Source organism: Streptomyces sp. NPDC057099, from assembly GCF_042671245.1.
GTDB classification, from domain to species: Bacteria; Actinomycetota; Actinomycetes; order Streptomycetales; family Streptomycetaceae; genus Streptomyces; species Streptomyces purpurascens.
Map to the genome: position 1 here is coordinate 34664 of NZ_JBHUTX010000031.1, position 22382 is coordinate 57045.

General features: G+C 71.9%; 21 protein-coding genes and 1 riboswitch. Of the genes, 12 read left to right on the plus strand and 9 right to left on the minus strand.

The features are described 5' to 3' along the window. Positions 1 to 188: 188 nt before the first annotated feature. The 3 genes from pabB to ACFT4A_RS29240 all read right to left on the minus strand — a co-directional run bounded on the left by pabB (position 189) and on the right by ACFT4A_RS29240 (position 4609). A complete protein-coding gene (pabB, locus tag ACFT4A_RS29230) occupies positions 189 to 3020 on the minus strand; it encodes an aminodeoxychorismate synthase component I (RefSeq protein ID WP_382835666.1) in 2832 nt (943 codons plus the stop codon). Positions 3021 to 3050: 30 nt separating this feature from the next. Continuing rightward, positions 3051 to 3629: an antibiotic biosynthesis monooxygenase gene (locus tag ACFT4A_RS29235; RefSeq protein WP_382835669.1), complete on the minus strand. Its 579-nt coding sequence runs from the start codon at positions 3627 to 3629 to the stop codon at positions 3051 to 3053. A 134-nt stretch (positions 3630 to 3763) separates the two neighbouring features. Then, a complete protein-coding gene (locus tag ACFT4A_RS29240; protein WP_382835799.1) occupies positions 3764 to 4609 on the minus strand; it encodes a DMT family transporter in 846 nt (281 codons plus the stop codon). A gap of 163 nt (positions 4610 to 4772) precedes the next feature. Between ACFT4A_RS29240 and ACFT4A_RS29245 the strand changes: the two genes are divergently transcribed. The 5 genes from ACFT4A_RS29245 (at position 4773) to ACFT4A_RS29265 (ending at position 9848) form a co-directional block, all read left to right on the plus strand. Continuing rightward, positions 4773 to 5141, plus strand: a complete 369-nt coding sequence (locus ACFT4A_RS29245) for a hypothetical protein (RefSeq protein WP_382835672.1) — start codon at positions 4773 to 4775, stop codon at positions 5139 to 5141. Between the two features lie 14 nt (positions 5142 to 5155). Beyond that, on the plus strand, positions 5156 to 6337 hold the full coding sequence (locus tag ACFT4A_RS29250) for a glutathionylspermidine synthase family protein (RefSeq protein WP_382835674.1): 1182 nt from the start codon (positions 5156 to 5158) through the stop codon (positions 6335 to 6337). A gap of 86 nt (positions 6338 to 6423) precedes the next feature. Further along, a riboswitch (ZMP/ZTP riboswitch) is annotated at positions 6424 to 6509 on the plus strand. After that, a complete protein-coding gene (locus tag ACFT4A_RS29255; protein WP_382835677.1) occupies positions 6491 to 7987 on the plus strand; it encodes a glycine hydroxymethyltransferase in 1497 nt (498 codons plus the stop codon). Its footprint overlaps the riboswitch before it by 19 nt. Positions 7988 to 8114: 127 nt before the next feature. Next, positions 8115 to 9128, plus strand: coding sequence for a tryptophan--tRNA ligase (gene trpS, locus ACFT4A_RS29260; protein WP_382835680.1), 1014 nt, complete (start codon positions 8115 to 8117; stop codon positions 9126 to 9128). Positions 9129 to 9269: 141 nt separating this feature from the next. Beyond that, positions 9270 to 9848, plus strand: a complete 579-nt coding sequence (locus ACFT4A_RS29265) for a 2'-5' RNA ligase family protein (RefSeq protein ID WP_382835683.1) — start codon at positions 9270 to 9272, stop codon at positions 9846 to 9848. Between the two features lie 24 nt (positions 9849 to 9872). Here ACFT4A_RS29265 and ACFT4A_RS29270 read toward each other — a convergent pair whose 3' ends face one another. Both ACFT4A_RS29270 and ACFT4A_RS29275 read right to left on the minus strand, forming a co-directional pair. Beyond that, complete coding sequence (locus tag ACFT4A_RS29270) at positions 9873 to 10628, minus strand: decaprenylphospho-beta-D-erythro-pentofuranosid-2-ulose 2-reductase (RefSeq protein ID WP_382835686.1); 756 nt, start codon at positions 10626 to 10628, stop codon at positions 9873 to 9875. 26 nt (positions 10629 to 10654) lie between these two features. Further along, positions 10655 to 12037 (minus strand): FAD-binding protein, encoded by a 1383-nt coding sequence (locus ACFT4A_RS29275; RefSeq protein WP_382835689.1) that lies wholly within the window; start codon positions 12035 to 12037, stop codon positions 10655 to 10657. 133 nt (positions 12038 to 12170) lie between these two features. Here ACFT4A_RS29275 and ACFT4A_RS29280 point away from each other — a divergent pair, with 133 nt between their 5' ends. Genes ACFT4A_RS29280 through ACFT4A_RS29295 form a run of 4 tightly spaced genes read left to right on the plus strand, consistent with a single transcriptional unit; the run spans position 12171 to position 14998 of the window. Continuing rightward, the gene (locus tag ACFT4A_RS29280; RefSeq protein WP_382835692.1) at positions 12171 to 12692 is read left to right on the plus strand and encodes a phosphatase PAP2 family protein; all 522 of its coding nucleotides are present in this window, start codon (positions 12171 to 12173) and stop codon (positions 12690 to 12692) included. Continuing rightward, a complete protein-coding gene (locus tag ACFT4A_RS29285; protein WP_382835695.1) occupies positions 12685 to 13629 on the plus strand; it encodes a decaprenyl-phosphate phosphoribosyltransferase in 945 nt (314 codons plus the stop codon). Before ACFT4A_RS29280 ends, ACFT4A_RS29285 begins: the two co-directional genes overlap by 8 nt. Further along, a complete protein-coding gene (locus ACFT4A_RS29290; protein ID WP_382835698.1) occupies positions 13626 to 14081 on the plus strand; it encodes a GtrA family protein in 456 nt (151 codons plus the stop codon). The genes ACFT4A_RS29285 and ACFT4A_RS29290 overlap by 4 nt, the downstream gene beginning before the upstream one ends. Beyond that, positions 14069 to 14998, plus strand: coding sequence for a YihY/virulence factor BrkB family protein (locus tag ACFT4A_RS29295; RefSeq protein WP_382835701.1), 930 nt, complete (start codon positions 14069 to 14071; stop codon positions 14996 to 14998). The genes ACFT4A_RS29290 and ACFT4A_RS29295 overlap by 13 nt, the downstream gene beginning before the upstream one ends. An 843-nt stretch (positions 14999 to 15841) precedes the next feature. Here the strand turns inward: ACFT4A_RS29295 and ACFT4A_RS29300 are convergent. After that, positions 15842 to 17164, minus strand: a complete 1323-nt coding sequence (locus ACFT4A_RS29300) for a D-alanyl-D-alanine carboxypeptidase family protein (protein WP_382835704.1) — start codon at positions 17162 to 17164, stop codon at positions 15842 to 15844. Positions 17165 to 17255: 91 nt separating this feature from the next. Between ACFT4A_RS29300 and ACFT4A_RS29305 the strand changes: the two genes are divergently transcribed. The 3 genes from ACFT4A_RS29305 to ACFT4A_RS29315 all read left to right on the plus strand — a co-directional run bounded on the left by ACFT4A_RS29305 (position 17256) and on the right by ACFT4A_RS29315 (position 20677). Further along, positions 17256 to 17495, plus strand: a complete 240-nt coding sequence (locus ACFT4A_RS29305; protein WP_184591218.1) for an SCO4848 family membrane protein — start codon at positions 17256 to 17258, stop codon at positions 17493 to 17495. Between the two features lie 23 nt (positions 17496 to 17518). Beyond that, positions 17519 to 18973 carry a metallophosphoesterase gene (locus tag ACFT4A_RS29310; RefSeq protein WP_382835708.1) on the plus strand — a complete coding sequence of 485 codons (1455 nt, stop codon included), beginning with the start codon at positions 17519 to 17521 and terminating at the stop codon, positions 18971 to 18973. A 162-nt stretch (positions 18974 to 19135) separates the two neighbouring features. Next, positions 19136 to 20677 carry an ABC transporter substrate-binding protein gene (locus ACFT4A_RS29315; protein WP_382835711.1) on the plus strand — a complete coding sequence of 514 codons (1542 nt, stop codon included), beginning with the start codon at positions 19136 to 19138 and terminating at the stop codon, positions 20675 to 20677. A 25-nt stretch (positions 20678 to 20702) separates the two neighbouring features. On the opposite strand, the gene ACFT4A_RS29320 is transcribed toward ACFT4A_RS29315, so the two are convergent. Genes ACFT4A_RS29320 through ACFT4A_RS29330 form a run of 3 tightly spaced genes read right to left on the minus strand, consistent with a single transcriptional unit; the run spans position 20703 to position 22378 of the window. Further along, a complete protein-coding gene (locus ACFT4A_RS29320) occupies positions 20703 to 21446 on the minus strand; it encodes a TetR/AcrR family transcriptional regulator (protein WP_382835714.1) in 744 nt (247 codons plus the stop codon). Positions 21447 to 21478: 32 nt separating this feature from the next. After that, the gene (locus tag ACFT4A_RS29325) at positions 21479 to 21958 is read right to left on the minus strand and encodes a thiol-disulfide oxidoreductase DCC family protein (protein WP_382835717.1); all 480 of its coding nucleotides are present in this window, start codon (positions 21956 to 21958) and stop codon (positions 21479 to 21481) included. 12 nt (positions 21959 to 21970) lie between these two features. Beyond that, complete coding sequence (locus ACFT4A_RS29330; RefSeq protein WP_215119183.1) at positions 21971 to 22378, minus strand: hypothetical protein; 408 nt, start codon at positions 22376 to 22378, stop codon at positions 21971 to 21973. Between the last annotated feature and the right edge of the window lie 4 nt (positions 22379 to 22382).

Here is a 22382-nt window from a genome sequence, read left to right on the forward strand (position 1 = left end):
GAACTCGGCCTGAGGCGTGGTCGACTCGGCGTGTGCGCCGGCCGTATCGGTCTGGGGCCTGGTCGTTTCGGCCTGGGGCCTGGGCACTTCGGCATGAGACCTGGTCATCGCGGCCTGAGCACCGGTCACGTCGGCCTGCGGCCTGGTCGTCTCGGGCTGAGCACTGGTCATCTCGACCTGGGAACCGGTCATCGCAGGGCCTCCCCGGCCGCCCCGGCTCTGTCCCCCGGCGGGGCCTGCCGGCGTATCCGGTCGGCCGTGTGCTGGTGCAGGGCGCGCATCGGGGCCGCGGTCTTCAGCAGCATCTCGTCGTACTCCGCCTCCGGATCGGAGCCGAGCACGATCGCGCCGCCCGCCCCCAGATGCATCTGGCCGTCGGCGAACACGGCGGTACGGATGACGATGCTGAGATCCGCGCCGCCGCCGCACCCGAAGTAGCCGAGGGCGCCGGAGTACACGCCCCGGGCCTCGGTCTCCAGCGAGTCGATGATCTCCAGCGTGCGCAGCTTCGGCGCGCCGGTCATCGACCCGCCGGGGAAACAGGCCCGGACGCAGTCCACCGCGTCCGTGCCCGGCCGCAGCCGTCCCACCACGGTCGAGACGAGCTGGTGCACCGTGGCGTACGTCTCCGTGGCCATCAGCTTCGACACCCGCACCGACCCGGTCCGGCAGACCTGCCCCAGGTCGTTGCGGAGCAGATCGACGATCATCAGGTTCTCGGCCCGGGTCTTGTCGTCCGACGCGAGCGCGTCCCGCAGCCGGGCGTCCTCCTCCGGTCCGTCGCCCCGGGGCGCGGTCCCCTTGATGGGCCTGGCCTCGGCGGTACCGTCCCGGCCGATCCTCAGGAACCGCTCGGGCGAGGAGCCGGCCACCTCCAGCTCCCCGAATCTCAGGAACGCCGCGTACGGGGCCGGGTTGTCGCGGCGCAGCGTCCGGTAGAACTCGAGCGCATCGGGCGGAGCGGGTAAACGGGCGGCGTTCGTGAGGCAGACCTCGTAGCTGGTACCGGCCCGCAGCTCCCGTTGACACGCCTCGATGTCCGCGAGATACGTCGCCCGGTCGCGTACGAGCCACGGCTCGGCGGCGCCGGGGTCGGCCGGGGCGGACGACCCGGGCAGGGGTGCCCGCTCCGTCGCCACGCAGCTGAGGTCCGCCAGCGCGCTCTCCAGCCAGTCGGCGGCCTCCCGGGCCGCGTGCGGGGTGTCCTCCGCCAGGCATACGGCGTAGGTGAAGCCCTCCTCGTGGTCCACCGCGATCACCCGGTCGGCGAACAGCCAGGCGGCGTCCGGGGCGGGGGAGCGGTGCCGGTTGGGCGACCCGCAGTCGGCCTTCACCTCGTAGCCGAGGTAGCCGACGTAGCCCCCGGTGAAGTCGAACGGCAACCCGGTCGCGTCCACCCGCCGGTTCGTCAACTGCCGCTTCAGATAGTCGAAGACACTCGCCGCGACCTTCCGCACCGGCCGCCCGGCCCGCTCGATCTCACAGCGCCCGGTGGTGACGTCGTACCGCACGAACTCGGCGAGCGGCCCGCTGTCGTCCCCCAGAAACGAGAACCGCGACCGCCCGGGCTCGACCAGCGAACTGTCCAGCCAGAACGACCGGGCCGACCCGGCGAACATCCGGGTGAAGGCCGCCTCGGTGTCGACCGCCCCGGTGACCCGGCGCGTGTGCAGCCGATATCCCACCCTTCCGGGCCGCCGTGGCCGGGGAATGGCGACGCCGGACGACGCGCTCCCCACGACCACCCCGCCACCGGCAGCAACGCCATCACCGACCGCTCCGGCCTTCCCGCCCGGGTTGCCCCCAGCCCGGGAGACCGCCTCAACCTGAAAGACGGCAGCGGGCCGAGAAGCGGCCCCGGCGTCGGAAGCGGCCGTGGGCCCGGAAGCCGCTCCGGCCTTGGAAGCGGCCGAGGCTTCGAAAGCCGCTCCGGCCCTGGCAGCAGCCGTGGGTTCGGAAGCGGCCGTGGGCCTGGAAGCTGTCCCGGCGTCGGAAGGAGCTGAGGCTTCCAAAGCCGCTCCGGCTCCGGAAGCCGCTCCGGCCCCGGAAGCAGCCGTGGGCCCGGAAGCCGCTCCGGCCCTGGCAGCAGCCGTGGGTTCGGAAGCGGCCGTGGGCCTGGAAGCTGCCCCGGTGTCGGAAGGAGCTGAGGCTTCGAAAGCCGCTCCTGCCTTGGGAGCCGCCCCGGCTCCGAAACCCGCCCCGGCCCCGGAACCCGCCCCGGCCCCGGAACCCGCCCCGGCCCCGGAACCCGCCCCGGCCCCGGAACCCGCCCCGGCCCCGGAACCCGCCGCAGTCCGGGAGCCAGCCCCGGCGGCAGCCGCTCCCCTGCCCCTCGCCGTCGCCCGCCGCACCCCCGCGTCGCACTCCGGCACTACCGGCCGGCGTCGAGAGGACACCTGATGTGACGGCACCGCCGTGTTCTTCGTGCGCAGTTTGCCGGCGCGCTCGGCGGTCAGGTTGCGGAAGTTCACGAGCATGCGGTGGCCGTACTCCGTGAGGACGGACTCCGGGTGGAACTGCACGCCCCACAGCGGCCGGCTGCGGTGCCGCAGGCCCATGAGGACGCCGTCCTCCGCCCAGGCCGTGGCCTCGAGCGCCGGAGGCAACGGCTCGCGCACGGCCAGCGAGTGATAGCGGACGGCGGTGAAATGCTGCGGCAGGCCCTGGAACAGATCCCGTTCGTCATGCCGGACCGTGGAGAGGTGCCCGTGCCGCGGCTCCGGAGCCGGCCCCACCAGACCCCGCTCCCCGAGCGCGATGCCCTGATGGCCGAGGCACACGCCGAGCACGGGAACCGGGGAGGTCGCGAGCAGCCTGGTCCCGATGCCGAAATCACGCGCGTCGCCCGGGTGCCCGGGGCCCGGGGACACCACCAGATTGTCGAACTCCCGGAGATCCGGAATCCCGTCGACGGGGGCGTCGTTACGCACCACCACCGGCTCCTCGCCATTGACCTCGGCGATCAGCTGGAACAGGTTGTACGTGTACGAGTCGTAATTGTCGATGAGCAGGGTCTTCACCCGCCCACCTCCCTCTGTTCGTTCGCGGACCTACGTGGCCCGGCGTTTGTGCCGCCCACGAAGCGCCTGGAGCGACGGGTACAGCCATTTCTTGAAGAAACGCTGCAGGCGCGGCATGAGAATCCAGGTGACAAGGGCGGTCACACACAGACATAACAACAGCGTGCGTATCAGTGCATTGAGATCACCGAGATACGGAAGCACCGTCAGATTGAACAGGAGCACCGGCGGGAAAACCGCGCTCATATTCACGAACCACAGTTTCCATTTCTTCGGCGGGGCCGGCGGCGCGGGCGTCAGAGTCTGCGCTTCGAACCAGGCCCGGGCGCCCGGCACCCTCCGGCGCTCCGCCTCCCGGGCGACCCCCTCAAGCCGGGCGTCCCATTGTGTCCGGGAAAGCGATTGCTCCCAGGCCAGGGCCGACCCCTCGCTGGCGAAGCGATAGACGACATGCCACTCCGCCCCTCCGTCGACAAGTACCCCACCCCCCAGAAAACCCGGCTGCCGCGCGGTCGCGCCCAGCATGGCCCACCCCCAGGAGTGGAAGTCGGCCGCACGGCCCGGCGTCACGCGATAGGCCACGGTGACCGTGACGGGATTACTGGTCACGCCGTCCCATACGGAAAGCGGTTCCCGCGCGTTCAAGTTTCAACAAACAATTTTCCGGCCGCCCGGATGCCGCCCGGATGTCGTCCGGAGCGTGACGCCTTACCGCACGCGCGCCCCCTGCATAAAAGCCCAGCTCACTTCGGCGTGACGGCGTCCTCCCCGGACTCCACCGGCGCCTCCCCGAACCGCGACAGCGCCAGCGCCCCTGCCACCGCCACCGCGAAACCGAGCACCGCAAGCCAGCCCAGCCCCTCCCGCGTACGGTCCCCGAGCCACACCACGCCGATCAGCGCGGGCGCGACCGTCTCCCCGAGCACCAGACCGGCGGTCGCCGTGGTCACGGACCCGCGCTGCAGGGCCGAGGTCAGCAGCAGGAACGCGGCCCCGCCCCCGAGCACCAGCGCGTACGCCGCCGGGTTCGTGAAGAGCTCCCCGGGCGACAGCCCGTCGATGAGCCGGACCGCCACCTCCACCACCCCGAACCCGCAGCCGGCCCCCAGACCGAGCGCGAGCGCCCGCCCCCGCTCCGGCAGCCGCCCGCCCACCGCCCCGAGCAGCAGCACCCCGCCCGCCGCCCCGAGCATCGCCCACTTCAGCCAGGCCGGCCCGGACTCGTCGCCCTCCGCCCTGGCCGCGAGACCCAGGAGCGCGAGCCCGGCGCACACCACCCCCACCGCGCCCCACTCCATACGGCTCAGCCGCACCTTGAGCAGCCGCGCCGCGACCACGGCCGTCACCGCGAGGCTCGCGGCCAGCGCCGCTCCCACGGCATAGATCGGCACCGACCGCAGCGCCACGATCTGCAGCAGGAAGCCGAGCCCGTCCAGCGCGAGCCCCACCAGATACCGCCACTGCCGCAGCGCCCGCCACAGCAGCGCCACGTCCCCGACCGGGCCGGTCGCCGCGACCGACCGCGCGGCCATCGCCTGCAACACCGTCGCCGTACCGAAACAGACGGCCGCACCAAGGGCGCACACCATTCCAAAGATCACAAAACGACAGTAGGGGAGGGGGTGCGGGCAGGGGGGCATGCGCGCCCGCTCACCCCCCTCTCTAGGCTGACCGCTCGGCAGCACACGGCGCGGTACACGAAGCGGTACCCGACGCCGTGCACGACACGAAGAACACGGGGGAGAGACGAAGATGGCCGAAACTCGTCGACGGCTGCGCTCCAGCACGGTGGTGCTGGGCGGCATGGGTGTCCTCGCGGCGGCCCTGTCCGCCTGCGGCTCCGAACCGGACCGCCGTTGTGTGGACCGGGACAGCTACGACTACATCAACGGCTACAAGATCGTCGCCGACAAGAACTGCAGCGCGTCCTCCTCGTCCGGCTCCTCCTACGGCAAGGGCAAGGGCGGCAAGAAGACCGGCAAGACCACGACCACGGACGCCGACTGGTACTACGACGCCGACGTCAGCGGCGGCTACGCCGACTACGGCACCTTCAGCCGCAGCGAGGCCGTCGACCGGGGCGGCTTCGGCTGCTCGGGCTCCGGCAGCGGCGGCGGCTGAACGGGCCCGGGCAGATGGAACGCCGCACCATGGAGCCCCGCCCCGGCTGGCAGCAGACCGTCGAGGAACAGGGCCTGATCTACCCCCTCACCCGCTACCCCGACGACTCCCTGCGCCCCTACTGGGACGAGAGCGCGTACTACGTCTTCGGCCTGCCGGAGATCGAGGCCCTGGAAGAGGTCGTCGAGGAACTCCACCGCATGTGCCTGGAGGCGGCCGCCCACATCGTCGCCGAGGACCGTTTCGCCGACCTGGGCATCACCGACCCCCGCGTCGCCGAGGCGGTCGCCGAGTCCTGGCGCCGCCGCGCCGAACTCCCCTCCCTCTACGGCCGTTTCGACCTCCGCTACGACGGCACCGGCCCGGCCAAGCTCCTGGAGTACAACGCCGACACCCCCACCTCGCTGGTGGAGGCCGCGTCACCCCAGTGGTTCTGGATGGAGGAGCGCTTCCCCGGCGCCGACCAGTGGAACTCCCTCCACGAACGCCTGATCGACGCCTGGAAGAAGCAGGCGACCCTCCTCCCGCCCGGCAGCCCCCTGTACTTCGCGTACTCCTCCGCCGATGAACTCGGCGAGGACATGATGACGGTCGCCTACCTCAAGGAGACGGCCGAGCAGGCGGGTCTGGAGACCGACTGGATCTCCATGGAGGAGATCGGCTGGGACCGCCTCTCCGGCCGCTTCGTCGACCAGCGCCTGCGCTTCATCCGCAGCGCCTTCAAGCTCTACCCCTGGGAGTGGCTCACCACCGACCGCTTCGCCGGCCACGTCCTGGACACCCTCGACAACGGCGGCGGCACGGGCTCCACCCTGTGGATCGAACCGGCCTGGAAGATGCTCCTCAGCAACAAGGCCCTGCTCGCCATCCTCTGGGAGCTCTACCCCGGCCACCTCAACCTCCTCCCGGCCCACCTGGACGGCCCCCGCGACCTGCCCGCCCAGGGCTGGGTCGCCAAGCCCCTCCTCGGCCGAGAGGGCGCGGGCGTCACGATCCACACCCCGGGCTCCGAACCCACCCTCCGCGACGAACCCTGCGTCTACCAGCAACTGGCCCCCCTGCCCGACTTCGACGGCAACCGGGTGGTCCTGGGCGCGTGGGTGGTGGAGAACGAATCGGCGGGCCTGGGCATCAGAGAGTCCTCGGGCTTGATCACAGACGAGTACGCCCGCTTCCTGCCCCACGTGATCCTTTAGACGGGGGTCAGGGGCATGTCCCTCAGGGGCGCGGGGAACTGCGCGATCAACCACAACGAGACCCGCAGACGCCGTCCGGTAGGCTGCCCACGGGCCGTGACTGGCGCGCTGGGATGGACAAACCATCGGGGAGCGGCCCGAACGACAAGAGCCGTGCGCCTGGGCCGTACCGTGAACGCTGAACGCAACGTCCGGAGGTCCCCCATGCCCGAGCAACTCTCCCCCGCTTCCACCGCCTACCGCGCCGCGCTGGACGTCATCCGCACCGTGGAACCCCGCGTGGCGGACGCCATCGGCCAGGAGGTCGCCGACCAGCGCGAGATGCTCAAGCTGATCGCCTCCGAGAACTACGCCTCCCCGGCCACGCTCCTGACCATGGGCAACTGGTTCAGCGACAAGTACGCCGAGGGCACCATCGGCCGCCGCTTCTACGCCGGCTGCCGCAACGTCGACACCGTCGAGTCGCTGGCCGCCGAGCACGCCAAGGAGCTCTTCGGCGCCCGCCACGCCTACGTCCAGCCGCACTCCGGCATCGACGCCAACCTCGTCGCCTTCTGGGCCGTCCTCGGCGCCCGCGTCGAGGTGCCCTTCCTGGAGAAGACCGGCGTCCGCCAGATCAACGACCTCACGGACGCCGACTGGGCCGAGCTGCGCCAGGCCTTCGGCAACCAGCGCATGCTGGGCATGTCCCTGGACGCCGGCGGCCACCTCACCCACGGCTTCCGCCCCAACATCTCCGGCAAGATGTTCGACCAGCGCGCCTACGGCACGGACTCGGCCACGGGCCTGCTGGACTACGAGGCCGTGCGCGCCACCGCCCGCGAGTTCAAGCCGCTGATCATCGTCGCGGGCTACTCGGCCTACCCCCGCCTGGTGAACTTCCGGATCATGCGCGAGATCGCCGACGAGGTCGGCGCGACGCTGATGGTCGACATGGCGCACTTCGCCGGCCTGGTCGCGGGCAAGGTCCTGACCGGCGACTTCGACCCGGTCCCGCACGCCCAGATCGTGACGACGACCACCCACAAGTCCCTGCGCGGCCCGCGCGGCGGCATGGTCCTGTGCGACGACTCGCTCAAGGACCAGGTCGACCGCGGCTGCCCGATGGTCCTCGGCGGCCCGCTCCCGCACGTCATGGCCGCCAAGGCCGTCGCCCTCGCGGAGGCCCGCCAGGACTCCTTCCGCGACTACGCCCAGCGCATCGTCGACAACTCCCGCGCCCTCGCCGAGGGCCTGATGCGCCGCGGCGCCACGCTGGTCACGGGCGGCACGGACAACCACCTGAACCTGATCGACGTCGCCTCCTCCTACGGCCTCACCGGCCGCCAGGCCGAGGCCGCCCTGCTCGACTCGGGCATCGTCACCAACCGCAACGCGATCCCCGCCGACCCGAACGGCGCCTGGTACACCTCCGGCATCCGCATCGGCACCCCGGCCCTGACCACCCGCGGCCTCGGCACGGCGGAGATGGACGAGGTCGCCGCCCTGATCGACCGCGTCCTCACCAGCACGGAAGCGGGCACGACCAAGTCGGGCGCCCCCTCCAAGGCCCAGCACGTCCTGGACGCCAAGATCGCCGACGAGATCTCCCAGAGGGCCACGGACCTGGTCGCGGGCTTCCCGCTGTACCCGGAGATCGACCTCGGCTGAAAGCGCCCCGCAAGGGGCGCGGGGCCGCATTGATGTGCGGCTCCGCCGCGGGGCGCGATCAACCACAAACGGTCCGCAGTTCCCCACCCGCCGAAACCACCCACACCCCTCTGAGACAATAAAGAACATGGCCTCTGACCGACCCCGCGTGCTCTCCGGCATCCAGCCCACCGCCGGCTCGTTCCACCTCGGCAACTACCTCGGCGCCGTCCGCCAGTGGGTGGCCCTCCAGGAGACCCACGACGCGTTCTACATGGTCGTCGACCTGCACGCGATCACCATCCCGCAGGACCCGAAGGACCTGCGCGCGAACACGCGCCTGGCCGCAGCCCAGCTCCTCGCGGCCGGTCTCGACCCGGACCGCTGCACGCTCTTCGTCCAGAGCCACGTCCCCGAGCACGCCCAGCTCGCCTGGATCATGAACTGCCTCACCGGCTTCGGCGAGGCCGGCCGGATGACCCAGTTCAAGGACAAGTCCGCCAAGCAGGGCGCCGAGCGCGCGTCCGTCGGCCTGTTCACGTACCCGATCCTCCAGGTCGCGGACATCCTGCTCTACCAGGCCCACGAGGTCCCGGTCGGCGAGGACCAGCGCCAGCACATCGAGCTCACCCGCGACCTCGCCGAGCGCTTCAACGGCCGTTTCGGCCCGACCTTCACCGTGCCGAAGCCGTACATCCTCAAGGAGACGGCGAAGATCTACGATCTTCAGGACCCGTCGATCAAGATGAGCAAGTCGGCGTCCACGCCGAAGGGCCTCATCAACCTGCTCGACGAGCCGAAGGCCACCGCGAAGAAGGTCAAGAGCGCGGTCACGGACACCGACACCGTCATCCGCTTCGACGCGGCGGAGAAGCCCGGCATCAGCAACCTCCTCGGCATCTACTCGACCCTCACCGGCGAGACCGTCGCCGAGCTGGAGCAGAAGTACGAGGGCAAGGGCTACGGCGCGCTCAAGACGGACCTCGCGGAGGTCATGGTCGATTTCGTGACGCCGTTCCGGGAGCGCACCCAGCAGTACCTGGACGACCCCGAGACGCTCGACTCGATCCTCGCCAAGGGCGCCGAGAAGGCACGCGCGGTCGCCGCGGAGACCCTTTCCCAGGCGTACGACAGGGTCGGTTTCCTGCCCGCCAAGCACTGAACCCGCCCCCGCGCACAGCCGTACCACCCGACAGCGCTGTACATCACTCTGGTTGCGCCTGCCCGTAACCCGGTCATGGCCGTACAGTCGATAACCGGGTGGTCGTATCAGCGACCCGCCAACTGAACGACAGGAGACGACGTGGGGACCGTAACGATCGGTGTCTCGATCGCGGTCCCGGAGCCTCACGGCAGCGAGCTCCAGCAGCTGCGCGCGGGCTTCGGCGACGCCTCGGCTCACGGCATCCCCACCCACGTCACCCTGCTGCCGCCGACGGAGATCGACGAGGACGCCCTGCCGGCCGTCGAGGCGCATCTGACCGAGGTCGCCGCGGCCGGTCGGCCGTTCCCCATGCGGCTGTCCGGCACGGGCACGTTCCGGCCCGTGTCGCCGGTCGTCTTCGTCCAGGTCGCCTCGGGAGCGGAGGCCTGCACAGGGCTCCAGCAGCAGGTCCGCGACCCCGCCGGGCCGGTCCCGCGCGAACTGCAGTTCCCGTACCACCCGCATGTCACGGTGGCGCACGGCATCGACGAGGCGGCGATGGACCGCGCCTTCGAGGAACTCGCCGGCTACGACGCCGAGTGGCCCTGCACCGGCTTCGCCCTCTACGAACAGGGCGCCGACGGCGTCTGGCGCAAGCTCCGCGACTTCCCCTTCGGCGGCGCGGTCGTCCCGACCCAGGCGGGCCCCGCGGAACGCGGCTCGGTCCCCACGCGCTGACACGGACTCAGATCGGCGGCCGCATCAGATCGGCAGCCGCCGGAACACCCCGCGCGGCAGGTGGCGCAGTGCCGCCATCACCACGCGCAGGGCGCCCGGCACCCACACCGTCTCCGAGCGGCGGCGCAGACCCAGCTCCACCGCTGTCGCGACCGCCTCGGGCGTGGTCGCCAGGGGCGCCTCGGGCAGACCGGCGGTCATCCGCGTACGCACGAAGCCGGGGCGTACGACCATGACGTGCACGCCCGTGCCGTGCAGCGCGTCGCCCAGGCCCTGTGCGAAGGCGTCGAGGCCGGCCTTGCTGGAGCCGTAGATGAAGTTCGCCCGGCGGGCCCGCTCCCCCGCGACGGAGGACATGACGACCAGGGAGCCGTGCCCCTGGGCCTGGAGCGCGCGGGCGCACACCAGGCTCGCCGAGACCGCGCCGGTGTAGTTGGTCTGCGCGACCCGCACCGCCGCCTCCGGCTCCCGCTCGTCACGGGCCTGGTCGCCGAGCAGGCCGAAGGCGAGCAGCACCATGTCGATGTCGCCCTCGGCGAAGACCTTGCCGAGCACGGCCTCGTGCGAGCCGGGGTCGAGCGCGTCGAACGCGATGGTGTGCACATCGGCCCCGAGCCCGCGCAGCCGCCCGGCGGCCTCCTCCAGGGCGGCCGAGGGGCGGCCCGCGAGCCAGACCGTGCGGGTGCGGCGGGCGATCAGACGGCGGGCGGTCGCCAGCGCGATCTCCGACGTACCGCCGAGGACGAGCAGGGACTGGGGGAGACCGAAGGCGTCCTTCATGACAGCTCCTAGTGCCTAGAGGGCTTCTAGAGATGGAGGCGGCGGGCCAGGTCGGACACGAACACCCCGTGCGGGTCCAGTTCGGCGCGCAGTGCGCGGAAGTCGTCCAGGCGCGGGTACATGGCCGCGAGCAGCTCCGGACGCAGCCGGGCGTCCTTGGCGAGGTAGACGCGCCCGCCCGCGTCGGCGACCTCCGCGTCGAGTTCGTCGAGGAACGCCCCGAGGCCGGGCAGCCCCGCCGGGATGTCCAGCGCCAGCGTCCAGCCCGGCACGGGGAACGACAGCCAGCCCGGGTCGGACTCCCCGAACCGCTTGAGGACGGCCAGGAAGGACGGGCAGCGGCGCTCCGAGATACGGCGCACGATGCGGCGCAGCGCGTCCTCCCGGCCGTGGCCGACGACGAACTGGTACTGCACGAAGCCGCCGCGGCCGTAGACCCGGTTCCAGTGGGGCACGCCGTCCAGGGGGTGGAAGAACGCGGAGAGGCGCTGGAGTCGGCCGATCCGCGCGCGGGGGGACTTGCGGTACCAGAGCTCGTTGAAGAGGCCCACGGTGGTCCGGCTGAGCAGGCCCTCGGGGACGACGGCCGGGGCGGCCGGGAGGCGGGCGGTGCGGAAGGCGAGCGGGTCCGTGCGCAGCCGGGCGGGCAGCGCGTCCAGCGGCGCGTGGTCGCCGCGGGTGAGGACCGCCCGGCCGGTGGCGGCGCCGCGGGCCAGCAGATCGATCCAGGCGACCGAGTAGCGGTAGCGGTGGTCGGTCGCCGCCAGCCGGGCCATCAGGTCGTCGAGGTCCGCCGCCCGTTCGGTGTCGACCGACATCAGCGAGGTCTCGACCGGCTGGAGGCGGATCGTCGCGGTGAGGATCACGCCGGTCAGCCCCATGCCGCCCGCGGTGGCGTCGAACAGGGGCGTGCCGGGGACCACCGTACGGATCTCGCCGTCGGCGGTGAGCAGTTCGAAGGACAGCACGTGCCGCGCGAACGAGCCCGAGACATGGTGGTTCTTGCCGTGGATGTCGGCGCCGATCGCCCCGCCGACGGTGACGTAGCGCGTGCCGGGGGTGACCGGCACGAACCAGCCGAGCGGCAGCAGCACCTGCATCAGCCGGTGCAGGGAGACGCCCGCGTCGCACAGCACGGTCCCGCCGGCGGCGTCGATCGCGTGGACGCGGTCCAGGCCCGTCATGTCGAGCACGGACCCGCCCGCGTTCTGCGCCGCGTCCCCGTACGCCCGCCCCAGGCCCCGGGGGATCCCGCCCCGCGCCCCGCACTCCCGGACGGCCGCCGCGGCCTCCTCGTACGTCCTCGGACGGATCAGCCAGCCCGCGGTGGGAGCGGTGCGGCCCCAGCCGGTGACGGTGGTGTGGTCCGGGCCCATGACGTCCGGGGCGGAATCGGTGTCGGCAGACATGTCCTTGACCGTATCGCCCTCTTGTGGGCGATTAGTTAGGGAACATGGCATCCCTCCCCGAAATGGGTGATTAATGGGATGTCGCTCAATATTGCCGGAGTTCGGGCCACACGGGCGTGAACAGTGAGTCCACATGGACGACCTCGACGATCTCCACGACATGGACCACCGGATCGTTTCGGCGCTCAGGGCGTGCGGCACCGACCCGCGCGTGGCAGGCGCCGCGCGTGCCCTGTCCTGGGCCGGGGAGCACGCGGCGCTGTGGCTGGCGGCGGGGCTCGCCGGAGCCGCCGTGGACGGCGGGCGGCGCGGCGCCTGGCTGCGCGGCACGGCGCTGACCGCGGGGGCGCATCTCGTGAGCATGGGCGTGAAACGGGTCGTGCGCCGACCGCGCCCCGCGCATGTCGAGCCCCTGGTGCGCACCGTCGGCCGGCACTCCTTCCCCAGCTCGCACGCCGCCTCCGCCACGGCCGCCGCCGTCGCCTTCGGCGCCCTGGGAGCGCGCGCGGTACCGCCCCTCGCCGCCGCCGTGTGCGTCTCGCGGCTGGTGGCCGGCGTCCACTACCCCTCGGACGTCGCGGCCGGCGCCGCCCTCGGAGCGCTCACCGCCCGGCTCGGCGCCCGCTGGGTCAAGGGAGGCGCCCGACATGACTGAGACGGCCGTACTGCGGCAGCGCGCCGGTGAGGAGCGGCCCGCGCCACCCCGCGAGGGCGGTCTCCTTGCCGGTCTCCTCAGGACCGCGCGCCCCCGGCAGTGGATCAAGAACATCCTGGTGGTCGCCGCCCCGGCGGCCGCGGGCGAGCTCTTCTCCCGGCACGCTGTCGTGCAACTCGCCCTCGTCTTCGCCCTCTTCACCGCCTGCGCCGCCGCCGTCTACCTCGTCAACGACGCCCGCGACGCCGAAGCCGACCGGGCCCACCCCACCAAACGGCACCGCCCCGTCGCCGCCGGACAGGTCCCCGTACCCGTCGCCTACGCCGTCGGCGGCGTCCTGGCCGTCCTCGCGCCCGCCGCCGCGTCCTGGCTCTGCTCCCCGGCCGTCGCCGCCCTGCTGGCCGCCTACCTCGGCATGCAACTGGCCTACTGCATCAGCCTCAAGCACGTCCTCGTCGTCGACCTCGCCGTCGTCACGACCGGCTTCCTGATGCGGGCGATGATCGGCGGCCTCGCCCTCGGCATCCCGCTGTCCCGCTGGTTCCTGATCACCACCGGCTTCGGCGCGCTGTTCATGGTCTCGGCCAAGCGCTACTCCGAAGCCGTGCAGATGGCCGGGAAGGCGGGCGCCACGCGCGCGTTGCTCACCGAGTACACCAGCGACTACCTCCGCTTCGTCTGGCAGCTCGCGGCCGGGGTCGCCGTCCTCGGCTACTGCCTGTGGGCCATGGAGGAGGGCGGCGTCCCGCACACCAGCGTGCTGCCCTGGCGGCAGCTGTCCATGGTCGCCTTCATCCTCGCCATCCTCAGATACGCCGTCTTCGCCGACCGCGGCACGGCCGGCGAACCCGAGGACGTCGTCCTGCGCGACCGGGCGCTCGCCCTCATCGGCCTGGTGTGGATGGCGATGTACGGCCTGGCGGTGGCCAATTGGTGACCACGCGCGCGTGGCGAAGCCGGTCAGCCCTCCCCTCGCGCCGGGAACTGACCGGCTTCGCCACCGCCGGGCTCCTCGCCTACGCCGTCGACCTGGCCCTGTTCACCTGCCTGCGCGGCCCCGCCGGACTCGGCCCGCTCACCGCCAAGGCCCTGTCCTTCGTGGCCGCCTGCTCGGTGGCCTACGCGGGCAATGCCCTCGGCACCTACAGATCCGCGCGGGGCCGGGGCTGGCGGCCGTACGCCGTCTTCTGCGCGGTGAACCTCGCGGGTGCCGCCGTCCAACTCCTCTGCCTCATCGTCAGCCACTACGGCCTCGGGCTCACCTCCCAGCGCGCCGACACGGTCTCCGGTGCGGTCGTCGGCATGGCCCTGGCCACGATTCTGCGGTTCTGGGGTACCCGTACATGGGTGTTCCGGGCGGAGGGCAGAAGCGGATCATGGACTGGCTGAAAAAGCTCCCGGTCGTCGGGCCATGGGTAACACGGCTGATGATCACGCACGCGTGGCGGTCGTACGAGCGGCTGGACCGCGTGGCGTGGACGCGGCTGGCCGCCGCGATGACCTTCATCAGCTTCGTCGCGCTGTTCCCGCTGCTGACCGTGGCCGCCGCGATCGCCGCCGCCACGCTCAGCACGGACCAGCAGGACAAGCTGCAGGACAAGATCGCCGAGCAGGTGCCCGGCATCTCCGACCAGCTCGACATCTCCGGCCTGGTGGACAATGCCGGCGCCATCGGCCTCATCGCGGGCGCGCTGCTGTTCTTCACCGGCATCAGCTGGGCCGGCTCCATGCGCGAGTGTCTGCGCGCGGTGTGGGAGCTGCCCGAGGAGGACGAGAACCCGGTCCTGCGCAAGGCCAAGGACGCGGGCGTCCTGGTCGGCCTCGGCGGCGCCATCCTCGTCACGCTCGCCGCCTCCGCGGTCGCCTCCGCGATGGTCGGCTGGATCATCCGGCAGCTCGGCATCGACGAGGGCGGCTGGGGCGGGGTGCTGTTGCGGATCGCCGCGTTCCTCGTCGCCGTCCTCGCCGACTTCCTGCTCCTCCTCTACGTCCTGACACTCCTGCCCGGCGTAGAGCCCACCCGCCACCGCCTGTTCGTCGCCGCACTGACCGGCGCGGTCGGCTTCGAACTCCTGAAGCTCCTCCTCAGCGGCTACCTCCAGGGCGTCGCCGCGAAGAGCATGTACGGCGCGTTCGGCGTACCCGTGGCCCTGCTCCTGTGGATCAACTTCACCTCGAAGCTGGTCCTGTTCTGCGCGTCCTGGACGGCAACACAGAGCAAGCAGGACGAACTCCCGGCCACGGGCGGTGGCCGCCCGGAGAGCTCGGGCGGCGCGGCGGACGCGGCGGTGGCGGGAGGCGGCTGACGGCGCGAGCGCCGACAGCGCTGCGGGCTCTTGGCGGACAGGCGCCCCGGGGCCGGTCGGGCGGCCTACCAGGTCCGCTAGCGATCCGGCGGGTGGTCGGAGGCGGTTGGCCTGGAAGGGGCTGCCGGGCCGGGCCTGGTGGTTGCGCTGACGCCCGAGGGCGGAGTCGGCCCCTGGGCGTCGGCTGTCGTCGCCCGGGTCGGCTCGGGCGGTGTGCGAGGCGTGGTCGTGGCCGGGGGCGGTCGGCCTGGGAGGCGCTGCCGGACGGGCTCCGGTGGTCGTGCCGTGGCACCCGGCGCGGTGGTGGCTTCTGGGCGTCAGTGGTCGTCGCCCGGGCGGGCCGGGTGGCCTACCGGGTCCGTGGCCGGGGGCGGTTGGCCTGGAAGGGGCTGCCGGGTCGGGCCTGGTGGTTGCGCTGACGCCCGAGGGCGGAGTCGGCCCCTGGGCGTCGGCTGTCGTCGCCCGGGTCGGCTCGGGTGGTGTGCGAGGCGTGGTCGTGGCCGGGGGCGGTTCGCCTGGAAGGCGCTGCCCGACCGGCCTCGGTGTCGTGCCGCCCCCACCCCCGAGCGCGGTGGTGGCTCCTGAGCATAAGTCGTCGTCGCCCGGGCATACCGGGTCCCTCGGCCGGGGGCGGTTGGCCTGGGAGGGGCTGCCGGACCGGCCCCCCCGGGTGGTCGTGCCGTGGCGCCCTGGCGCGGTGGTGGTTCTTGGGTGTCGGGCGTGGTCGCCGGGGTGGGCTCGGCGGTGTGCGAGGTCCGCTAGTGGCCGGGGGCGGTTGGCTTGGAAGGCGCCGCCCGACCGGCCCCGGTAGCCGTGCAGTGATGCCCGTCCGGGGTGTGGGCGTCAGCTGTCGTCGGTCGAGCGGGTCCGGCGGCGGACCAGGTCCGGCAGGGGCCAGCGGCGGTTGATGAGGAAGGCGCCGGCCGCGAGGAGGACCAGCACCCCGCCGGTGATGCCGAGTGCGGTTCCGATGCCGCTGGTGCCGTCCGCGGCGGAGGCGCTGGCCACCGGCTTCGAGCCGGTTCCGGCCTTGCCGCCGTCGCCTGAGCCACCGGCCTCGCCGGAGGGGTTCGCGCCGGGCCGGTCTTTGCCCTGCGCGGCGCTCTTCGGCGGCACCAGCTCACCGACCGGCTGCACCTTCCCGGCCGCCTTGAACCCCCAGTCGAACAGCCGGGCGGTCTCCTTGTAGACCTCGTTGTGCTCGGGCTTCTCCGGGTTCATCACCGTCACCAGCAGCACCTTGCCGTTCCGCTCGGCGACCCCGGTGAAGGTGGCACCCGCGTTGGTGGTGTTGCCGTTCTTCACGCCCGCGATGCCCTCGTAGACGGGCACGTCCGAGTCACCGCTCAGCAGCCGGTTGGTGTTGCGGATCTCGAAGGACTTGCGGACGGACTTCCCCTTCTTGTCCTTCTTCGTCTCGCCGGGGAACTTCGCGCTGACCGTCGAGCTGTACTCCCGGAAGTCCTTCTTCTGCAGCCCCGAGCGGGCGATCAGCGTCAGGTCGTACGCCGACGACACCTGCCTCTCGGCGTCGTAGCCGTCCGGGCTGACGACGTACGTGTCGAGGGCCTGGAGCTCCTCGGCGTGCGCGTTCATCTCCTTGACGGTGTTCTCGACGCCCTTGTTCATCGCGGACAGCACATGCACCGCGTCGTTGCCGGACTGCAGGAAGACCCCGAGCCACAGATCGTGGACGGTGTACGTCTCCTCCTCCTTTATCCCGACCATGCTGGACCCCGCGCCGATACCCGCCAGGTCGGAGGGCACGACCTTGTGCTCCGTCGTACTCGGGAACTTCGGCAGCAGCGTGTCCGCGAACAGCATCTTCAGCGTGCTCGCCGGGGCCAGCCGCCAGTGCGCGTTGTGCGCGGCGAGGACGTCACCGGTCTCGGCGTCCGAGACGATCCAGGAGCGGGCGCTCAGGTCCTTCGGCAGCACCGGCACACCGCTCGCCAGGTTCACCTGCGTACCCGGCCGCCCGAGCCGGGCGCCGCCCACGGACGACATCGAGGCCGGGGGAGTGGCCGAGGGGCTCGCCGACGGACTGCCCGAGGGCTTCGGGGCCTTCGGGGCCGCGACGGCGACGGGCGCGGCCAGGGCGAGGGACGACAGGACGGCGGCGGTGACCAGCAGGGATCCCCTGGTGGTCTTCTTCGGTGCGGGCACGGTCGGAAACGTACATGCCGTACGCAGGGAAGTCCCGCTTCCACCCCCACCCCGGGAACGGAACAGGACACGCTCTGGCGATACTGGACTCATGAAGCTCAGCCGCCCCGTCTCCTGGTTCCTGCTCGCCTTCGGGGTGTGGAGCTGGGTCATCTGGATCACTTTCGTCAAAAACCTTGTCAAGGACGGCAGCGGGCTCGCCTTCGACGACGGTCATCCCACGGCGTACTTCTGGGTGCACCTGTTGCTCGCCGTCGTGTCCTTCGTATTGGGGACGGTCGTCGGGGCCATCGGGTTGCGTGGTCTGCGCGCACTGCGCCGGACGTCATAACGGCAATCAGGAGACACGACACCGTGGCCATCGTCTTCGTACTCGTCGCACTGCTGGTCCTGGCCGTCATCGTGACGGCCAACTGGTACGTGTGGCGCCGCCTGTTCCGCGACACGACCCGCGGCCCGGGCCTCACCCGCCGCGCGGGCGCGGTCCTGATCGCCGGCGGCTGGATCCTGGCGATCGCGGCCCTGGTCGCCGAACGCTCCGGCGCCCCCTTCTGGCTCCAGCAGACCCTCGCCTGGCCGGGCTTCCTGTGGCTGGCCCTGTCGATATACCTGCTGCTGGCGGTCGTGGCGGGCGAGGTCGTACGCCCCCTGCTGCGACGGTTCCTGGAACGCCGGGACAGATCGAGGACCGACCCCGGGACGACCCCGACCGCCCCGACCGCGGCACCCCTGAACACCGAGAAGACCCCGCACACCCCCGCCACCCCCGACGAAGCGACCGCCCCGCCGCAGACGGGCGTCGGCGCCGCCGCACCCGGCGTAGCGGCGGCAGCCGCCGCACAGGCCGCCTCCCGCGGCGGGGCGACCGCCTCCGCCACCGAGTCCCACCCCCGGACGGACCCCACCCCGGACACCCCGGAAGTCACCCCCCAGCCCCTCACCCCCACCGGCACCACTGACACCACCCCCGCTCCCCCCACCGGCCCCTCCCGCCGCCTCTTCGTCTCCCGGGTCGTCGCCGGAGCCGCCGCGGCCGCCGCTGTCGGGACCGTGGGGTACGGCACGTACGGCGTGCTGCGCGGGCCGAAGGTCAGGCGGGTCACCGTCCCCCTGGCCAAGCTGCCGCGCGCGGCGCACGGGTTCCGGATCGCGGTGGTCAGCGACGTCCACCTCGGCCCGGTCCTGGGCCGCGGCTTCGCGCAGACGGTCGTCGACACGATCAACACGACCCAGCCCGACCTGATCGCGGTCGTCGGCGACCTGGTCGACGGCAGCGTCAAGGACCTCGGCCCCGCCGCAGCCCCGCTGGCCCGGCTGAGGGCCCGTCACGGGTCCTACTTCGTCACCGGCAACCACGAGTACTTCTCCGGCGCCGAACAGTGGGTCGAGGAGGTCCGGAGCCTCGGCATCAACCCCCTGGAGAACGCTCGCAGGGAACTCCCGTACTTCGACCTGGCCGGAGTCAACGACATTGCCGGCGAGGAGGAGGGCCAGGGCCCCGACTTCGCCCGGGCGCTCGGCGACCGGGACACCGCACGCGCCTGCGTACTGCTCGCCCATCAGCCCGTCCAGATCCACGACGCCGTCGAGCACGGCGTGGACCTCCAGCTCTCCGGCCACACCCACGGCGGCCAGCTCTGGCCCGGCAACCTCATCGCCTCCGCCGCCAACCCGACCCTCGCGGGCCTGGAGCGCTACGGCGACACCCAGCTCTACGTCTCGCGCGGCGCGGGCGCCTGGGGCCCGCCCACCCGGGTCGGCGCACCGTCGGACATCACGCTGATCGAGCTGGCGTCGAAGCAGGCCTGATCCGGACCGATCCGCCCATCGGTAAGTTCTTTCCCAAGTCGTCAGATCTCCCTTCCCCGGGCTCAAAAGCCTGTGATTGTGTGAGGCCGCCACGAAGGGGTGTGGCACCGGCACAAGGGCCCAAAGGGCCTGGGGAGGGCAAGGCCGATGCGATCGGTTCGCATGCGGATACTCGCGGGGCTGCTCGTGCTGGCCGCCGTGGGCGTGGGCGCCTGGCAGTTCCTGCCGTCGAGGAGCGACGGCAGGACCGTCACGGTGGGTACGACGGACGCCGTCACCTCACTCGACCCGGCCGGAGCCTACGACGCCGGCTCCTGGGCGCTGTTCAGCAACGTCTTCCAGTCGCTGCTCACCTTCACGCCCGGCGGCACCGCACCCGTGCCGGACGCGGCGAAGAGCTGCGCGTTCACCGGCGGCGACCTGACGACGTACCGCTGCGACCTGCGCTCCGGCCTCACCTTCCCGAGCGGCCGGACGATGACCGCCGAGGACGTGAAGTACTCCTTCGACCGGATTCTGAGGATCAAGTCGCCCGTCGGCCCGGCACCCCTGTTCGACACCCTCGGTTCCGTGAGCGCCGACCGGCTGACCGTCACCTTCCACCTGTCCTCGCCCGACGCGACCTTCCCGTTCAAGGTCGCCACCGGCGCCGGCTCGATCGTCGACCACACCGCGTACCCGGCCGCAGGCCTGCGTACCGACAACGGTGTCGACGGCACCGGCCCGTACACCCTCACCTCCTACACGAAGAACGACAAGGCGGTCCTCACGCCCGACACCGGCTATGAGGGCGCCGTCAAGGGCGGCGCGGACCGCCCCGTCGAGCTGCGCTACTACGACAGCCCCGGCGCCCTCGACACCGCCTGGAAGGACAGACAGGTCGAGGTCGCGACCCGCCGGCTGCCGCCCGAGGTCCTCGCCGGCCTGAACCCCAGCGACCCGGCCCAGCGCGTCTTCGAGGCGGACGGCTCCGAGACCCGCAACCTGTACTTCAACACCCGTGCGGGCAAGCCCCTGCACAACGCCAAGGTCCGCCAGGCCATGGCGTGGCTGATCGACCGCGAACGGCTGGCCGCCACCGTCTACGACGGCACCGTGGACCCCTTGTACTCCCTGATCCCGGCGGGCCTCACCGGCCACACCGCCTCGTTCTTCGACGACTATCCCGCGCAGGACGCGAAGAAGGCACGGCAGTTGCTCACCAAGGCCGGTGTCACCCTGCCGGTCCGCATCACCTACGGCTACGCCAAGGGCCGCGGCGCCGGGGCCCAGGAGGGCGCCGAGATCAAACGGGAGCTGGAGGCGAGCGGACTCTTCAAGGTCACCCTCCAGGGCTACGAGTGGACCGCCTTCCAGAAGCGGTGGGCGGACGGCAAGCTCGACGCGTACGCCGTCGGCTGGGTCGCCGACTTCCCCGACCCGGACACCTTCGGCGCCGCGCTCGTCGGCACCGGCAGCGCCATGAACACCGGCTACAGCAGCAAGACCGTGGACCGGCTCATCAAGGACAGCCAGCGCTACGCCGACCGCGGCGAGGCCGACCGGGACTTCCGCGAGGTGCAGCAGACCGTCGCGCGGGACGTGCCGGTGCTCCCGCTGTGGCAGGCGAAGGAGTACGTCGTCACCACCGAGGACATCGGCGGCGGCCAGTACCTCTCGGACGGCACGGGCGTGTTCCGCCTCTGGAGCCTCACAAGGCTCTGAAGGCTCCGAGGCGCCCCGCGTGGCCCTAGGACTCGGTGCGCCGCGCCGCCGGGTCGGGGATCGCCCGGGTCATCCCCGGCAGGAAGTCCGTGAACAGCTCGTGCACCTCCCGCACCAGGGGCCGCAGCACCCGGAAGCGGGCCAGGGCGACGCCCCTGGAGGTGAGCCGGGCACCGCGCTCGGCGAGCCGGTAACTGCGCTCCCGTCCCTCCGTACGGTCGAAGATCCAGTACAGGACGAGCCCCATCTGGGACAGCCACATCAACTCGGGAAGGATGTCGCGCAGTTCCTCGGGCACCTTCGTCTTCGTCGCCCCGGCCAGCACCTCCTTGTGGACGCTGATGGCCTCCACGCGCGCGTGCTCCGACTCGGGGGAGAAGGGGCTGAGCGGGCTGTCCGGGTCGGCGGCGTTCTTGAAGAACTGCACCGCGAACTCGTGGTAGGGCGCGGCGATGTCCAGCCAGGTCCGCAGCACACCCGCCAGACGCGTCTCCAGATCGGTCTCCCGGTCCAGGATCTCCCGGACCGCCACCTGGTGCTCGGCGGCGATCCGGTCGTAGAAGCCCTGGATCAGGTGCTCCTTGCCCGCGAAGTAGTAGTACGCGTTGCCGACGGAGACCCCGGCCTCCTGGGCGATGGCCCGCATCGTCGTCTTGTCGTAGCCGCGCTCCTGGAACAGCCGCATGGCCGTCTCCAGGATCAGGGCGCGGGTCTGCTCGGACTTCGTGGGGGTGGCGCCGTCGTCGGGGCCGTCGTTCTTCGCGGGCACGGGAAGAGAGCCTAACGTCAGCACCGGTGCGGCTACCGAGGGGCGCAGGTGCCGTCGGCGCAGCCCGGCGCGCTGTAGGTCCAGCCGGCATCCGGGGCGTACGCCCACCCGTCCGCCCGCCGGTACACCCGGCCGCCCCACCGCGTCCCGCCCCACTGCGTCCCGCGCCATTTCGCGGCGGCCAGCACCGCGCCCTTGGCGAGCACGGCGCCGGACGGGGTGCTCAGCCGGTGGGCGAGCGGCCGGTGCTCGCGCAGCGCCCACAGGGTGACGATCCAGGCGGCGGGCCCCCGGTAGACCTGCCCGGCGTCGCCGACGACGGTGATCTCGTCGAGGGTGGCGCCGTGATCGAGTCCGGGAAACCGCCGCCGGGCCTCCTCGGAAGCGGCCGGGACCAGCTCCAGCGGCACCAGCTGCGGCTGCCGCAGGAGCCAGTCGCGCACGAACGCGCACAGGGAGCACTCGGCGTCGTACAGGACGGTGAGCCGGCGGACCGGTGCGGTGGCGTTCACCCGGTCCTCCGCTCAGGCCCGGGCCGACGGAGCCGCCCAGCCCTGCGGCGGCACGGGCGGCACCTGCTCCCGCTCCATCACACCCCGCCGCCGGATCCGGTTCAGCACATAGACGTTGGCCAGGTGCATCACACCGAGCACCAGCAGCACCACACCGAGCTTCGTCGACAGGGCCTCGAAGACGCCGCGTGTGTCGGTGATGGTCTCGTCCCCGCTCAGATACAGCGCGACGAACCCGAGGTTGACGAGATAGAACCCGACCACCAGCAGGTGGTTGACGGCATCGGCGAGCTTCTCGTTGCCGTGCAGCACGTCGGCGAGGAACACCTTCCCGTTCCGGCTGAGCGTGCGAGCCACCCAGACCGTCAACGCGACGCTGACCACCAGGTAGATGACGTAGGCGATGACCGTGCGGTCCATTGCC